We start from the raw sequence: 15,328 nt of genomic DNA, 5'->3' as shown, positions 1-15,328 counted from the left end.
TGAGGTTCGTAGTTATTAATCATAAAGGTCTTTTAATACAGCTTGTTGCGACTTTGATGCCTGAGTTTGATAGTTCTCAAGAATTTTAATAATAGCATTAAGATCCGTGTTTGCGCCTTTATTACTGTAAAGTTGTGCCTGCAATTGGCTAATGAGACCATTAAGCTCGCTGCTGTTTACGCGGATGCAGAGCTCATCAATCGCGCCAACATTTTTATGGGTCACCTTTACAGAAAAGTTATTTAATGCGGTGTAAAAGGCTTTCACATCGTGTGTTTTGGCTAATGCTTTAAGCTCATTTAAGCTTGGCTGAGAAGTACCACGGGTGTTTAGCTGTAATTTTTCAGTCGTATTTTTAGTAGAACGGCTTATTAAGTAAAAAATTACAGTACCAATCCATAAAATATACCCTAAAGCGGCAACAACTATTAACCAAAGAGGAGTATCACTTTTAGTTTCAATAGGTTGTGTGCCAGTTGCTTGATTCGAAATATTTTCAAGAGTAGGTGAATTATTTGTGCTGGGTTGTGGGTTTGCTATGGCTGTATTAGGCGCGGTAGTACTTGGCGTTACTGTAATAGTACGCTTTGGTAATGTAGCTACACTAATACGGTTCATTTTGGTATTAAACCAAGGCAGCTTTATTTCAGGCAAAGTATAAGTACCTGGTTTTTGCGGCAGTAAGGCATATGATGCCGTTTGCTGCGACACAACGCGTCCGTCTCGCACTGCATTGTTATTTTCTTTTTTATCAGGGTAGCTGCGTATGCCATCAATAGTAGACATAGAGATTTCAGGTAATTGCTCTTTTGTAACTCCAAGCGCGGTAAGCGTAATAGTACGTGTTATAGGCGTACCTACTTCTACTGTGTTGTCGTTAGGTTGCCATTCTTCATCAAGGTTAACCAATTCGCTTGGTAACCATGCGCCTTTATAGTCACTCGGGATTGGTTTTATTTCTACTTGCTGATCCTCGCCAAGAGCAGATACCTCCAGTTGGCGGTAATTTTGCTGTACTCGCCCTTGAAAAGCGGGGCCTGCAATCGTGTAGGCACCACTTTTTTGTGGCTGAATTAAATACTCACGAGTAATAACAAGGTAGCGTTTGCCATCAACCAGCTCATAACTCTCAGTTTGTTTACCTAATTGGGTTAGCTGAGCATCTTCCATACTTGGTGTGCTTAAGCTGCCATCAAGCAGTTCTTTGGCAAGGTAGAGCTTAACAGTGTAAACACCGGCTTCTTGCACAAATAATGAATTACTCGAGAGTGACGTTTTTAAAAATATTTCGTTATTTTTGTCTGCATCAACTGAGCGTTTTGCCACTTTTAACTTAATAGGTTGTGAGGTTAACCCTGCAACGCTAAATGCCGGAATCGTGTAATCACCCTCTGTACGGGTCATTAGTTTAACTGACCACGTAGTTTGTTTATTAATGCTGCCATTAATAATGTTGGTACGAGAGCTTAAGCTCGTCGGGCCTACAACAAAGTCTTTTAACAGCGATGAGGTGTCTGGTTGCTCGCCTTTAACTGTATCGTCTACCGATATATTAAGCATAAAAAATTCACCCGCTAATACAGGGTTTTTATCTACGCTGGCTTCTAATTTGGTGGCAGCCCACGAAGGCATCGCACTTAATAGCAATAAACAGCAAAATAATCGCATTACCATGATTTTTCGACTCCTGTAGGGCGACGTTTGTATTGTCTTTTTTGGGCTTCTAATTGCATTTTATTCCGTAACAAAATAGCCGGATCGTCCGGGACTTTTCTAAGTAGTTGATTAAGCTGTTGTGCTTTTTCTTTTTCTTCATTAGTGAGCTCACTTGCTTGGGCTTGCATCGCTTGTTGCTGAGCATTTTGTTTTTGCTCATCAGTGGCAGGTTGCTCACTTATTGCTTGTGGCTTACTTTGTTGCTGCTCATCCTCTTTAGGCTGGTCAGCGTCTTTATTTTGCCCTTGTTCGCTTTGTGGCTGGGCTTGCATATCAGGTTCATTTTGCTTATCTGATTGCTCGCCAGGCTCACCTTGTTGATCTTTTGATTGTTCAGACTCTTTATCAGATTTTTCATCGCTTGAACTTTGACTTTCGTTTTCGCCTTTTTCAGAATCGCTTTTATCACCATTTTGTTGCTGATCCTGTTTTGACTCATCAGAATTTTGCCCTTGGTTTTGCTCATCTTTTTTCTGACTATCATCTTGGTCTTGAGAGTCGTCGCCGTCGCTTTGCTGATCTTGCTGGTTTTGTTGCTCTTGTTGATTTAGTAATTGCTCAACTAAGGCTTGGTTATCGGCTGCTTGTGTAAAGTCATCTTGTAAGGTTTGGGCCTGTTTGTACGCCTCAATTGCGTCCTCAAGTTTGCCAGCTTTGGCAAGGGCATTACCGTAGTTGTATAAACCGGTAGCCGACTTATCATTACTAAACTCATTAAGTGCAGCATCAAAATTACCTTGCTGGTAAAGCGCCGCGCCTTTTAACTCACTCGATTGCGCCTGTGTTGCTGCATCGTATTCTTTATTATTGTAAGCCTCTAATGCACGTTGATCTGCATTTTGCAAAAGAGTAGGGAGCTCTACGGCATACGCATTTTGCTGCGGTAAAAAACCAAAAGCTAAAAATGCGCCTAACAAGGCAGCGCGTCTAAATAAATACAAACCAAATGGCAGTAATAGCAAGAGTCCATATATACCTGCATCTATTCGCCAAAGCGCATGGCTTTGTTTTTCGTCTTTCAATAATTCACTCTGTGCATTTGGGGCAAACGTATTTATGTCGTTATTGCTAGGTTGGTAACTAGCAAATTTACCACCACTGCTCGATGCTAAATTTTTAAGCTGAGAGGCATTAATTGTAGGTACTACGATTTGGCCGTATCTGTCTTTCAAAAAGCCGCCTTCAGGTAACTTAATTGGTGCGCCTTGAGCGGTACCTACACCGTATATATTTAATCTATATTGGGTGTTACTGGTAAAGCTACTAACGTCGCTTTGTTCTTGTTGGTCAATACCGTCGGTCACTAAAATAATGTCGCCATCAATATAACCCGCTTGCGTTAATAGCTCTTTGGCCATATCAAGACCCGCTAAAACGTTTGAGCCTTTGTCTGGCATTATTTCAGGGCTCAAGCTTGGAATTAAATTACTGAGTGTTGTGGCATCGTTTGTTAGTGGTGAAATTACATAGGCCGTGCCTGCGTAAGCTACAAGCGCGGTATCACCTTCTTTAAATAGCTCAATCATATCAAGCGCTTTAAAGCGTGATTGCATTAAACGATTTGGCAAAATATCGGTGCTGTACATTGAATACGACATATCCATAACAATTACACGGGCACTTTTACTTTGAAATACAGGAACTTGTTTTTTCTCAAAGCTAGGCCCAGCACTAAATAAAATGCCAAGGCTGCAAAACAAAGCAACTAACCAAAGTGGCTGGCTGGCTTTAGTATTTGCTTCGCTCATTATAAATTGTGCTAAATGAGGTGCAATTAGCTGTTCGCTAGTCGTTTTTTTATGTTTAATTAAGGCAACAAAAAATAATGCCACAGCAGGTATGAGTAACCATAAAAGAGCGGGGCGAATAAATTCAAAATCCATTAGTTTGGCTCCTTTAATGCACGCAGTGTACTAAGCATTACTTTTAAGCTAATAAGTAAAATAGCGATAAGTAACGGGTAGTAAAATAATGAGCTTTGTGGGCGAAAAGTTTGTTCATCAGCGCTAATAGGTTCAAGCTTATCAAGCTCTGCGTAAATTTGTTGAAGGCCAGCTACATCTTTGGCTCTAAAGTATAACCCGCCAGTTTGCTCGGCAATCTTTTTAAGTAAGCTTTCATCTAAATTACTGCCACTAGAGCCACCCACATTAAAGAGGCTAAAGCCGCGCGGATTATCTGAGCCAACACCAATGGTGTACACTTTAATCCCTTCTTCGCGAGCTAGCAGTAGGGCATCTTCTGGGTTTAAATTACCAGCGGTATTCTGTCCGTCGGTTAACAGCACCACAATTCGGTTACTTTCATCTTTATTGGCAAAGCGTTTTACCGAAAGACCCAATGCATCACCAATGGCTGTTGCGCGCCCCACTAAACCAATTTGCGCTTCGCTGAGCATTTTACTTACTGTTTTAACGTCGCGCGTAAGCGGGGTTTGTAAAAACGCGGTGTCGCCAAATAATATCAGCCCAAGCCTGTCGCCTTGACGTTGCTCTATAAAATCACTGAGTACGGCTTTTACCATGGTAAGGCGGTCAACATATTGGCCATTATAAGCCATGTCTTGTTCGGTCATCGAGCCTGATAAGTCAACTGCTAACATTATATCGCGTCCTTCATTTGGTAATGAGATTGGCTCATCTAACCATGTTGGATTGGCAGCAGCAGTAACAAGTAATAACCAAATTACCCACTCGAGGGGATTTAAACGTCGTGCGTGTGGCTCAATGCTTTGACTGGTTAAATTGTGCTTTGCAAAACTGGGTATACGTAAACGCGTACTGGCATTACTTGCTGCGGGTTTTAATAGTAAAAGTAATAAAGGCAAGGGTAGTAATAAAAATAACCATGGCCAGCTAAATTCAAACATTTACTGACTCCTTTATTTTAAATTGTTTAATACCTTGGCGAAATTTTTCGCACAGTGTTGTATCTTTTTGGCTGGGGTTATACAAGCTTAGTATTTCTTGTTCTGTAAAGCTTAAACCGGTGAGTATATTAAGTGTTGTGCACCACTTAGAGGTAGATTGCGCAGCAAGTCGCTTGTCGTAATATTCAATCACTAAACGTTTTAAAATAATATGCAGTTGCTGAGGGTTTTGCTCACTTTGGCTCAATTGTATTGCGTAGCGTTTAGGCTTTTTAAATTTATGTTTTTTATAAAATATATAAATAGCTGCGCACAGTGCTAAAAACAGCAGTGCAATAATAACCCACCAAGCAGGGGCGAGTGGCCACCAATTAACTTGGCTTGGCGCTATTATATCGTGCAGGCCATCTAGTGGATTGGTTTGCATGGTTATTTTCTCACTAATTGCAGCTCAAGCGGGGTTGCTGCATTGAATGATATTAAATTAAGACCCGATTTAGTTAGGCGATTAAAGCGCGTACTAAATGCTTGCTCAGCATTTTTAGCAAAGCGTTCTCTAAAGCTGTTATCCATTAATGGTAGGGCAAAGTCCTGACCATTTGCATTAACGGTAACGGCTTGCTTAAACGCAGGCAACTGATGCTCAAAGGGATCGCTTATGTGGCAACCAATCAGCTCGCAGTGGCGGCTTAATATTTCGAGTTGCTTAAAGCTGGCATCATCCAGAGCATTAAAATCAGACACTAAATACACTAAGCTGCCTGGTTTTGCTAAATGGTTAAGGCGCTTTAGGTTATCGCTAAAGTTGTTAGTGGCTGTTTTATCAATATTGTTAAGCGCTTGCTGGTGGTTGTCGCATAAATTATGACAAAGCTTAAGCACGGCTTTTTCACGGGCGCTGGGTTTTAGCTCTAAATGCGAGTGCTGATTAAACACAATACCGCCAATTCTATCGCCGCGCTGACACGCCGACCATGCAACAAGAGCGCTTATATGCGCAGCTTGCACCGACTTTAACAGTAACTTTGAGCCAAACAGCATTGAGTTTGAAAAATCAGTGAACACAAACACAGGGCGCTCTTTTTCTTCTTGAAAGAGCTTTGTGTGAGTCTCGCCGGTACGCGCAGTAACTCGCCAATCAATAGAGCGAATATCGTCACCTTGCTGATAATGTCGCACTTCGGCAAATTCCATTCCTCGGCCTTTGTGCGGTGCAAGGTATTGCCCTGTTAAGGTATTTTTTATTTTTACCTTAGGGGCAAGTTCAAGCAATTGCGCTTTGGCTTTGTAATACATTAGCTCTTTGAGTGCTAAATTAACACCGTGGCTATGGCTCTGTTTGAGCCATGCTTGGGTTTCTAATTGTTTTTGCATAACTTATGGTACGGCTACAAGTTCAACTATACGGCTTATTACTTGATCTTTAGTAATGCCATCGGCTTGGGCTTCGTAACTTAAGATAATGCGATGACGCAGTACGTTATGCACAACAGCTTGAATATCATCAGGTGCTACAAAGTCACGGCCTTGAAGCCATGCATGAGCACGAGCACATTTATCAAGTGCTATTGTTGCACGCGGACTTGCACCAAACTCAATCCAGCTACCTAGTTGCGCGTCTAATTTAGCGCCTTCACGGGTAGCAATAATAAGTTGTACTAAATATTGCTCAAGTGGCTCTGCTAAATAAAGGCCTAATATTTCTTTACGCGCTGCAAATAAGTCGCTTTGACTAATTTTTTGCATTACCGGTTGTTGTTCATTAAGCGCTTCACCGCGCGTTAAACGCAGTATATCAAGCTCATGCTCTGCGCCAGGATAGTCAATACTTAGGTGCAGTAAAAAGCGATCCAGCTGGGCTTCTGGTAACGGGTAAGTCCCTTCTTGCTCTAGCGGGTTTTGTGTTGCCATAACTAAAAACAGTTCGCTAAGCGGATAGGTATTTTTACCCACGGTAACTTGTCGCTCTGCCATGGCTTCTAATAGTGCTGATTGTACTTTGGCTGGTGCACGGTTAATTTCGTCAGCTAAAATTAGGTTGTGAAAAAGAGGGCCTTTTTCAAATACAAACTCGCTAGTTTGTTGGCGGTAAATATCGGTACCTGTTACATCAGCTGGTAATAAATCTGGCGTAAACTGTACGCGCTGAAATGAGCCTTCAATGCCTTTAGCAAGTGCATTAACTGCACGTGTTTTTGCAAGCCCAGGAGGGCCTTCTACTAATAAGTGACCATCAGCTAAAATAGCAATAAGTAGCGCTTGTGTAAGCTCTGGCTGGCCAATGATTTGTGTATCTAAGTACGTTTTTAATTGTGAAAATGCGTTAGCTGCCATAATAAGTGGACTGTCCTCGTCAGCTGGGTTTGTACCTAATAGTGTTAGGTGATAAATACTGACCTATTTATAAGGTTTATAATTGGGTAACTCAAGAGTTAGACTGTATTTTTTAAAATAGTTCGTTATTTTTTAACGATTTTTAGCGTACCACAAAACTTTGTAAATGCGTCTAAAAAAGCCTATTGTGATAGTCGTAATTAAACACTGTTTATATAAATTTGTGTTTATCTATTGGCTTTAGGGCACGGGTTGTTTAGAATCGAGGAAAACAAACAGGTCAGACCTGTCAGCGGGAGAGCATAAATGTCTGAGCAAAACATACTAAAAACACCAAAGGGCGACCGTATTGCCATCGTTAGCGGCTTACGTACACCTTTTGCAAAACAAGCAACAGCGTTTCACCATGTACCAGCACTTGATATGGGTAAATTGGTGGTTAACGAAATGCTTGAACGATTAAATTTCAATAAGTCAGAAATTGATCAACTTGTATTTGGTCAAGTAGTACAAATGCCAGAAGCGCCAAATATTGCACGTGAAATTGTATTGGGCACAGGTATGCCGGTATCGGTTGATGCATATTCTGTATCGCGCGCATGTGCTACCAGCTTTCAGGCTATTGCTAATGTAGCTGAGTCTATTATGGCGGGATCTGTAAGTGTAGGTATTGCAGGCGGCGCAGATTCGTCATCAGTACTGCCAATTGGTGTTAGTAAAAAGCTAGCAGGCAGCCTAGTTGATTTAAATAAAGCGCGTACGCTTGGTCAACGCTTAAAAATATTTTCAAAACTGCGCTTAAAAGACTTATTACCAGTGCCTCCTGCAGTTGCAGAGTACTCAACAGGCCTTTCAATGGGGCAAACTGCTGAGCAAATGGCTAAAACACATAATATTAGCCGTGAAGATCAAGATGCATTAGCGCATCGTTCTCACTCACTTGCAACGCAAGCATGGGCTGATGGTAAGTTAAAAGATGAAGTAATGACGGCGCATTTACCGCCATATAAAAGCTTTATTTCAGAAGATAACAATATTCGTAAAAACTCAACGGTTGAAGGCTACGCCAAGCTTAAACCTGTTTTTGACCGTCAGCACGGTACTGTTACCGCCGCAAATGCAACACCATTAACTGATGGTGCAGCGGCCGTACTTATGATGAGCGAAAGCAAAGCAAAAGCACTTGGCTATGAAATACTAGGTTACGTACGTAGCTTTGCATTTTCGGCAATTGGCGTAGAAAAAGACATGTTAATGGGCCCAGCTCATTCAACGCCTATTGCACTAGATAGAGCGGGTATTACGCTTGCTGATTTAGATTTAATTGAAATGCACGAAGCGTTTGCATCGCAAACACTTGCCAATATGAAAATGTTTGCCTCAGACAAATTTGCACAAGAGCATTTAGGTCGCAGCAAAGCAATTGGCGAAATTAACATGGATAAGTTTAACGTTAACGGCGGCTCTTTAGCATATGGTCACCCATTTGCAGCAACAGGTGCACGCTTAATTACGCAAAGCTTACACGAGCTTAAACGTCGTGGTGGCGGTTTGGCATTAACAACAGCGTGTGCTGCTGGTGGTTTAGGTGCAGCCTTTGTATTGGAGAGCGCGTAATGACTGATTCAGTATTTAATTTAGCGGTAGATGAAAACAAAATTGCCGTAGTAACGATTGATGTGCCAGGGGAGAAAATGAATACCCTGCGCAGTAGTTTTGCCGATGACTTAAAAGCATTATTAGAAGACGCTAAGTCGCAAAATGTAAAAGGCATGGTATTTATAAGCGGAAAAAGCGATAACTTTATCGCGGGCGCCGATGTAAAAATGCTCGATAGCGTTCAAAAGCGTGATGATGCTTTAGCTATTAGCGAACTATGTCATCAAGCATTTTTTGATATGACAAAACTGCCATATACTACAGTAAGTGCGATTCATGGCGCTGCATTAGGTGGTGGTTTAGAGTTTGCTTTAGCGTGTGACTACCGTGTTGGTACCGACAGCGATTTAACAAAAATTGGCTTACCAGAAGTGCAACTTGGTTTACTACCAGGTGGCGGCGGCACGCAGCGTTTAACTAAAATTGTTGGTATTCAAAAAGCACTAGAGTGGATGCTAACAGGTAAACAAATTCGCCCTAAGCAAGCTAAAAAAGCAGGCGTGCTTGATGATTGCGTACCGCACAGTGTGCTGTTAAAAGTTGCAAAAGAATTTGCGACTAAGAAAAAGCCACAAGCAAAAGAGCCAAAGCTCGACAATATTAGTAAATTACTAGAGTCAAACCCATTTGGTCGTAACTTTATCTTTAAAAAAGCCAAAGAAAACGTACTTAAAAAAACGGGCGGGCACTACCCAGCACCACTCGCTATTATTAAAGCTGTGCGTGCTAGTGTAGAGCTTGATGAGCTAAAAGCGTATAAAACAGAAGCTGAAAGCTTTGCAACACTTGTAATGAGTGACGAATCGAAAGCGCTTCGCGGTATTTTCTTTGCAACCACTGAAATGAAAAAAGAGTGGCGCAATGATGACGCACCCGCAATTAGCAAAACTGCTGTTTTAGGTGGTGGACTAATGGGCGCAGGTATTGCGCACGTAAGTGCTGTTAAAGCTAAAGTACCGGTACGTATTAAAGATGTAGCAGAGCAGGGCATTAGTAATGCAATGAGCTACACCTACAAAATTTTAGATAAGCGTCTTAAGCGCCGTATTATGTCTAAAGCTGATATGCAGTTAACAATGAACCGTATTACAGGTACAACAGACTACAGTGGCTTTAAACACATTGATTTAGTAATAGAAGCGGTGTTTGAAGATCTTGCACTTAAGCAAGGTATGGTTGCTGATGTAGAGCAGCAATGCCAAGCAAATACCATTTTTGCTAGTAACACGTCATCATTACCAATATCGCAAATTGCAGCGCAGGCAGCACGTCCTGAAAATGTAATTGGATTACATTACTTTTCACCAGTAGAAAAAATGCCATTAGTGGAAATTATTCCACACGAAGGTACATCTAAAGAGACTATTGCTCGCGTTGTTAACTTTGCACGTAAGCAAGGTAAAACGCCAATTGTTGTAAAAGACATGGCCGGTTTTTACGTAAACCGTATTTTAGCGCCTTACTTAAATGAAGCTGCTAACTTAATGCTTGCGGGTGAGCCAATTGAAAAGATTGATGCAGCCCTAGTTGAGTTTGGCTTTCCGGTAGGACCGCTGGCTCTACTTGATGAAGTAGGGATTGATATTGGCTCTAAAATTGCCCCAATTCTTGAAAAAGAATTAGGTGAGCGTTTTAAAGGCCCTGATGCATTTATGCGTATGATCGATTCAAAACGCCTTGGCCGTAAGTCGGGTCGTGGTTTTTATGAATACGACAAAAAAGGCAAAAAGGTTGATGAGTCAGTTTACGAACTATTGGGTGTTACCCTAGCTCCACGTTTAAACAAAAGCGAAATTGCTAAGCGATGTGTATCAAAAATGCTTAACGAAGCAGTACGCTGTTTAGATGATGGCATTATTGCAAGCCCTCGTGATGGCGACATTGGTGCAATATTTGGTATTGGTTTCCCACCATTTTTAGGTGGCCCGTTTAGCTATATGGATAAATTAGGCGCAAGTAAAATAAGCTCTGATATGTCTACATTGGGTAACAGCGATGCTAATTTTGCTCCATGTGAGTCACTGGTAACAATGGCAAGCTCTGGTACTACTTTTTATAATGCAGCAACTGTTGAGGTTGTAGCTCCTGAAGTACAAAGTACTGAGCCACAAGAGCAAAGTGTCACTGAGCCTGAAGTTACTAAAGAGATTGAAACAAAAGAATAAAGTTTCTACTGTTTATAAAAACCGCATTTAAATGCGGTTTTTTTATGATTTTTAATATTTAAATGAGGAGCTTAATGACATTATTTACACAAAGATTGAGCATGTACCAAATAGAAGAGTCTGATTGGCCTCTTTTTCTAGCGCTTCATCGCGATCCTCAGGTCCTTAAGTATTGTTTTGATATGCCAATGGAGTCACTGATAAGAAACCGCTTTGAGATACGCTTACCTAAGTGGAATACTAAATCACGCCATCCACTGTGCTTACTCATTATTAATAATAAAACAAAACAACCAGTGGGTGTTACAGGTTTTGCCTATGACGGAGAAACCGCAGAGCTTGGTTATTTATTATTGCCAGAGTATTTTAATAAAGGCTACGCGACAGAGTCGTTAAGAGCTGTAATTGATTGGGCTTGGAAAGAATGTGGTATTAGGCAGTTTAAAGCAGTTGTAACGCGTGGCAATATTGGTTCTGAAAAGGTGCTTAGTAAGTGCGGCTTAACCCATACCGATACACTTTTTAAAGTGCATACAATAGGCGAAAAGTTATATGACGATTTAATTTATACGCTTAAGGTTTAAGGTTTTAATGGGCTAGTAGCCTAGCCCAAAAGTGCTACAAGTGAAGTGCAATAGCTTTGCGGTCTTTTTCTGGCATATTTTCTACGACTAAATTAAATGAGTTATCAATCATTCTCTCAATTTCACCTTGTGCAATTGTGCCGTCTAAAATTACTGTGTTCCATAAGCGTTTATTCATATGGTAACCAGGGATCACTGCCGGGAAAGTATCACGCAATGATATTGCTTCATCAGGATCGCACTTTAAGTTAAGCCACCAAATAACCTCACCATCATCATTAGTTTGACCGTCATTGCCAATAGCAAGAGTCGCAAACATTTTATGATTCACTTTATATACATCAACCTCTTGCGCAAATGGTTTTGTAACCTGAACAAGTGGTTTTTTAACTAAATACTCATGTACTTTTTTCTGGTCCATGATCCATTCCTTGAAGTCATACTCGGTAAAGCTACAATAGCAGTTTTTTTCACATTTGATTATATGTATTTTAGTATAAATTAAAATTTTACAAGCTAATACAACATGTAGCGTAAAACCAACGTAATTTTAGTTGAACAAAATCCAGTTCGTGGTATGTTTCTGCCAATCAAAAAAATAATAGGAATTCACACATGCCAAAGGCGAGTGATGTTAAAAAAGGTACTGCTATTGACTTCAATGGCCGCGTTTTAGTTGTAAAAGATATTGTGCGCTCTGTGCCGCAAGGTCGTGCTGGTGGTAGTTTATACCGTATGCGTTTATACGATGTGGTAACCGGTGGTAAAGTTGACGAAACATTCAAAGACAGTGACATGCTAACGCTGGCTGATTTAACACGCCGTGAAGTAATGCTATCGTACATTGATGGCGACGAGTATGTGTTCATGGATAATGAAGATTACACGCCTTACAACTTAAACAAAGATGCTATTAGCGAAGAAATTTTATTTGTTAATGAAGAAACGCAAGGCGTACACGTCATTGTTATTGATGGCGCGCCAGTAGGACTTGATTTACCGTCAAGTGTTGAACTTGTTGTTGAAGAAACAGACCCATCTATCAAAGGTGCATCTGCAAGTGCTCGTTCAAAACCTGCACGTATGTCTACTGGCTTAAATATTTCTGTGCCAGAGCATATTTCAACAGGTGACCGTATCCGTATTAATACTGTTGAACACAAATTTATGGGTCGTGCTGAAAAGTAACTTGTAATACCAACCTGCATAAATCTTTGATCAATTTAACGAATTAAATTGCACTATAACGTCGTTAAAAGTTTTTTATTTACGACTGCATGGATGCAGGAGGTAGAGCAATGCAGGGAGCAATTGCCGAGAACAACTAGATATAAAAACTTTTGCCTAGTTCTAGCGTAATTTTCTTAACGTTAAATAGACCCCATATATAAGCAGATTGGTATAAATTATAATTTTAAAAGCCGAATCTGTGTTTAACAGGTTCGGCTTTTTTGCGCGCGGGGATTTGTTGCTTTAAATTTAATCACGTTAGCGTTAGAATAAGCGCCGTATTTTTGAGCAACTTTAAGGCGTGATTTTGTTTATAGTTTTACTAAGCAGTATATTTATAGCTTTAATGTATTTAGAAACCATTAAAAAAGGCATGCCAATTAAGCGATGGCTGATTTTAGGCGGTTTACTTGGACCAGTAGCCTGGTGCTTGTTTAATCTACATTATCGTCGTGCTTTAGTTAGAAATGTAGGAATAAATGCGTGTATATGGCGCCCTTAATTTATCGACGCCACATTTTTATTTTTTCTAATTAAGCTTGGGGCTGCTTTAGTTTGTTGTTGCTTTAAAAATTCAGTAAATTCACTTTTTGATAGAGGCTTGGAATAATAATAACCTTGTACTGTTTCGCAATTAAGCTTTTTGAGTATATCAATTTGATGGGCTTGTTCTACACCTTCAGCAACTACATGTAAATCAAGGTTATGTGCAATAGTGACTATTGAGTCGACCATATTACGGCCACGTTCGTTGGTCATGTCATCTATAAATGCTTTATCTACTTTAAGTGTATTAAGTGGAAATTGCTTTAAATACGCTAATGATGAATAACCAGTACCAAAATCATCCATTGCTAAATGAATACCTCGGGCACTTAACGAACGCATAATTGCAATGGCTTCTTTAGGGTCATCCATTACAGTACCTTCTGTTATTTCAAGCTCTAAAAAGTAAGAAGGTAATTCATTTTTTTGCAAAATAACGTCAATACGAGAGGTTAAATCGGGGAGGCTAAATTGCTTTGCTGATAAGTTAACGGCTACTCGACCGCTAAATAAACCGCTATCTAGCCATTCTTTTACGTCTCTGCAGGCTTTGTTTAATACCACTTCACCGATTTCAATTATTTGGCCAGTTTCTTCAGCTATAGGTATAAATACACCAGGGCTAATAATGCCTTTTTTAGGGGTTATAAAGCGAACTAATGCTTCCATTCCGGTTAGCTTGCCTGTGCGAATATTCATTTTTGGTTGGTAGTACACTTCAAAATGGTCTTCTTTTAAACCAAAGCGCATGAGGTTTTCAATTTGCAGTCGTTTAACGGCTTGGCGGTTCATCGTGTCGTTAAAAAATAAGTAGCTGTTACCTTTCTTTTTAGCATGATACATGGCGGTATCTGCATTTTTTAAAAGCAGTTCAGGTGTATTACCGTCTTCTGGGAATAATACAATACCTACACTTGAGGTGATTGCCAGTTCGTGGCCTGCCATTTTAAATGGTGTAGCAATGGCTGCTAAAAACTGTTTAGCCATGCGTGTAATTACATGTATGTCGTTAGTGTCAGACATTACCAGAGCAAACTCATCGCCGCCTAAACGATAAAACACATCATTTTCGCGGGTTAGTTTATTTAAGCGCATTGCTAGTTTAGCTAATAAGCTGTCACCTAGCTGATGTCCTAACGAGTCATTTATTTTTTTAAAGTTATCTAAATCGAATACAAGCAAGGCGTGATGCGAATTGAGTTTTACTAGTTTATGTAAATCAGTAAAAAATAAATTTCGGTTAGGCAGACTGGTTGTGCGATCTCGATTCGATAAGTTATGTAATTGCGATTCTGCTTTTTTACGCTCTGTTAAATCTGAATATACAACGACATAATTAGTTATTTGATTTTGATCGTTTTTAATTTCATCTATGGATATTTCTATCGGTAATAAAATACGCTCACTATTACGAAGCTTCACTTCTTGTTGAATATGTTCGCGCTCTTTTACTATTTCAATAATTCTGTTTGTGTAGCTTGGCTCATACCCAGATAGGCTAAAATCTTTTCCTAAGTATTGTTCGCGTACGCCACCAAACAAGGTTAAAAAGCTAGGGTTTATATCAACCAGTTTAAAGTTTTTATCGTAAATTGCTAAGGCGTCAGTAAGCGACTCAACACATTTTGCAAAAAGGTTTAAGCGCTCTTCAGTTGATTTTAACTGTGATATATCGCGAACGGTACCTGTCATTCTAAGGGGTGATAAGTTGGCGTCTTTTTCAATTATTTTTCCGCGATCGAGCACCCAGTGCCAACGACCAAAAGTATCTTTGATTCGGTAGGTGGCTTCAAAAAAAGCAGACTGCTCTGCAAAGTGCACTTTTAGCAAGTGCTCAACGTTATTAATATCGTGAGGATGGATAAGGCCTTTATTTGGTGGAAACCCCATTAACGTAGTTGAGTCCATTAAATACTTATCGTTAATACGAATAACTTCGCCTGTTTTTATGTTCCAGTCCCAAAGTGTATCGCCGCTACCTTCTACAGTACTTTTAAGGCGTTTTTCCGAAAGTCGGAGTTGGCGGCGTGAACGTCTAAGTTTGTGGATTACAAATAACAGGTAGGGCAAAGCAAGCGCTATAATGGCGCTTGCTAGTATAAGTATATTGTCTGAGTTGTAATTAAGTGATGACTCAAAGGCAAAAAGCTCAAATGAGTAAGCAAGTACTACAAGCATGCTTAGTTTTATTATTGTTTTTATCATTTTTTGATTACTTCTAATTT

General features: G+C 40.1%; 13 protein-coding genes. 5 read left to right on the top strand and 8 right to left on the bottom strand.

The annotated features are described in order from the left end of the window. Positions 1–15: 15 nt before the first annotated feature. From JG479_RS11325 to JG479_RS11300, 6 genes are read right to left on the bottom strand one after another with little or no spacing between them, the layout of a single operon-like run. Positions 16–1,674, bottom strand: a complete 1,659-nt coding sequence (locus JG479_RS11325; protein ID WP_200219343.1) for a BatD family protein — start codon at positions 1,672–1,674, stop codon at positions 16–18. Continuing rightward, on the bottom strand, positions 1,668–3,599 hold the full coding sequence (locus tag JG479_RS11320) for a VWA domain-containing protein (protein ID WP_004335620.1): 1,932 nt from the start codon (positions 3,597–3,599) through the stop codon (positions 1,668–1,670). Before JG479_RS11320 ends, JG479_RS11325 begins: the two co-directional genes overlap by 7 nt. After that, a complete protein-coding gene (locus JG479_RS11315; protein WP_182712767.1) occupies positions 3,599–4,585 on the bottom strand; it encodes a vWA domain-containing protein in 987 nt (328 codons plus the stop codon). Before JG479_RS11315 ends, JG479_RS11320 begins: the two co-directional genes overlap by 1 nt. Further along, positions 4,578–5,012, bottom strand: coding sequence for a DUF4381 domain-containing protein (locus JG479_RS11310; protein WP_149613540.1), 435 nt, complete (start codon positions 5,010–5,012; stop codon positions 4,578–4,580). Before JG479_RS11310 ends, JG479_RS11315 begins: the two co-directional genes overlap by 8 nt. Before the next feature lie 2 nt (positions 5,013–5,014). Next, complete coding sequence (locus tag JG479_RS11305; protein ID WP_200219342.1) at positions 5,015–5,959, bottom strand: DUF58 domain-containing protein; 945 nt, start codon at positions 5,957–5,959, stop codon at positions 5,015–5,017. Between the two features lie 3 nt (positions 5,960–5,962). Beyond that, entirely contained in the window at positions 5,963–6,919 is a 957-nt protein-coding gene (locus tag JG479_RS11300; RefSeq protein ID WP_007377762.1) for an AAA family ATPase, read from the bottom strand. A 306-nt stretch (positions 6,920–7,225) separates the two neighbouring features. On the opposite strand from JG479_RS11300, the gene fadI reads away from it, so the two are divergent. From fadI to JG479_RS11285, 3 genes are all read left to right on the top strand, one after another. Next, positions 7,226–8,536, top strand: coding sequence for an acetyl-CoA C-acyltransferase FadI (fadI, locus tag JG479_RS11295; RefSeq protein WP_004335629.1), 1,311 nt, complete (start codon positions 7,226–7,228; stop codon positions 8,534–8,536). Beyond that, the gene (gene fadJ, locus JG479_RS11290) at positions 8,536–10,743 is read left to right on the top strand and encodes a fatty acid oxidation complex subunit alpha FadJ (RefSeq protein WP_200219341.1); all 2,208 of its coding nucleotides are present in this window, start codon (positions 8,536–8,538) and stop codon (positions 10,741–10,743) included. Before fadI ends, fadJ begins: the two co-directional genes overlap by 1 nt. A gap of 74 nt (positions 10,744–10,817) precedes the next feature. Then, complete coding sequence (locus tag JG479_RS11285; protein WP_002962149.1) at positions 10,818–11,327, top strand: GNAT family N-acetyltransferase; 510 nt, start codon at positions 10,818–10,820, stop codon at positions 11,325–11,327. A 34-nt stretch (positions 11,328–11,361) separates the two neighbouring features. Here JG479_RS11285 and JG479_RS11280 read toward each other — a convergent pair whose 3' ends face one another. Further along, positions 11,362–11,748 carry an MmcQ/YjbR family DNA-binding protein gene (locus JG479_RS11280; protein WP_039489238.1) on the bottom strand — a complete coding sequence of 129 codons (387 nt, stop codon included), beginning with the start codon at positions 11,746–11,748 and terminating at the stop codon, positions 11,362–11,364. Between the two features lie 194 nt (positions 11,749–11,942). Here JG479_RS11280 and efpL point away from each other — a divergent pair, with 194 nt between their 5' ends. After that, a complete protein-coding gene (gene efpL, locus JG479_RS11275) occupies positions 11,943–12,515 on the top strand; it encodes an elongation factor P-like protein EfpL (protein ID WP_002962153.1) in 573 nt (190 codons plus the stop codon). Between the two features lie 349 nt (positions 12,516–12,864). After that, positions 12,865–13,059 carry a hypothetical protein gene (locus JG479_RS20130; RefSeq protein WP_234047854.1) on the top strand — a complete coding sequence of 65 codons (195 nt, stop codon included), beginning with the start codon at positions 12,865–12,867 and terminating at the stop codon, positions 13,057–13,059. Here JG479_RS20130 and JG479_RS11270 read toward each other — a convergent pair. Further along, entirely contained in the window at positions 13,056–15,308 is a 2,253-nt protein-coding gene (locus tag JG479_RS11270; protein WP_200219340.1) for a sensor domain-containing protein, read from the bottom strand. The two genes, JG479_RS20130 and JG479_RS11270, sit on opposite strands and share 4 nt — an antisense overlap. Positions 15,309–15,328 lie beyond the last annotated feature (20 nt).

It is taken from the genome of Pseudoalteromonas sp. LC2018020214 (genome assembly GCF_016598755.1).
Taxonomy (GTDB): Bacteria; Pseudomonadota; Gammaproteobacteria; order Enterobacterales; family Alteromonadaceae; genus Pseudoalteromonas; species Pseudoalteromonas distincta.
This window is presented reverse-complemented; position numbering and strand designations above follow the sequence as displayed.

Bases quoted from the DNA above. Each gene is read 5' to 3' on its own strand.
- JG479_RS11325 (WP_200219343.1), bottom strand. From the start codon at position 1,674: ATGGTAATGCGATTATTTTGCTGTTTATTGCTATTAAGTGCGATGCCT.
- JG479_RS11320 (WP_004335620.1), bottom strand. From the start codon at position 3,599: ATGGATTTTGAATTTATTCGCCCCGCTCTTTTATGGTTACTCATACCT.
- JG479_RS11315 (WP_182712767.1), bottom strand. From the start codon at position 4,585: ATGTTTGAATTTAGCTGGCCATGGTTATTTTTATTACTACCCTTGCCT.
- JG479_RS11310 (WP_149613540.1), bottom strand. From the start codon at position 5,012: ATGCAAACCAATCCACTAGATGGCCTGCACGATATAATAGCGCCAAGC.
- JG479_RS11305 (WP_200219342.1), bottom strand. From the start codon at position 5,959: ATGCAAAAACAATTAGAAACCCAAGCATGGCTCAAACAGAGCCATAGC.
- JG479_RS11300 (WP_007377762.1), bottom strand. From the start codon at position 6,919: ATGGCAGCTAACGCATTTTCACAATTAAAAACGTACTTAGATACACAA.
- fadI (WP_004335629.1), top strand. From the start codon at position 7,226: ATGTCTGAGCAAAACATACTAAAAACACCAAAGGGCGACCGTATTGCC.
- fadJ (WP_200219341.1), top strand. From the start codon at position 8,536: ATGACTGATTCAGTATTTAATTTAGCGGTAGATGAAAACAAAATTGCC.
- JG479_RS11285 (WP_002962149.1), top strand. From the start codon at position 10,818: ATGACATTATTTACACAAAGATTGAGCATGTACCAAATAGAAGAGTCT.
- JG479_RS11280 (WP_039489238.1), bottom strand. From the start codon at position 11,748: ATGGACCAGAAAAAAGTACATGAGTATTTAGTTAAAAAACCACTTGTT.
- efpL (WP_002962153.1), top strand. From the start codon at position 11,943: ATGCCAAAGGCGAGTGATGTTAAAAAAGGTACTGCTATTGACTTCAAT.
- JG479_RS11270 (WP_200219340.1), bottom strand. From the start codon at position 15,308: ATGATAAAAACAATAATAAAACTAAGCATGCTTGTAGTACTTGCTTAC.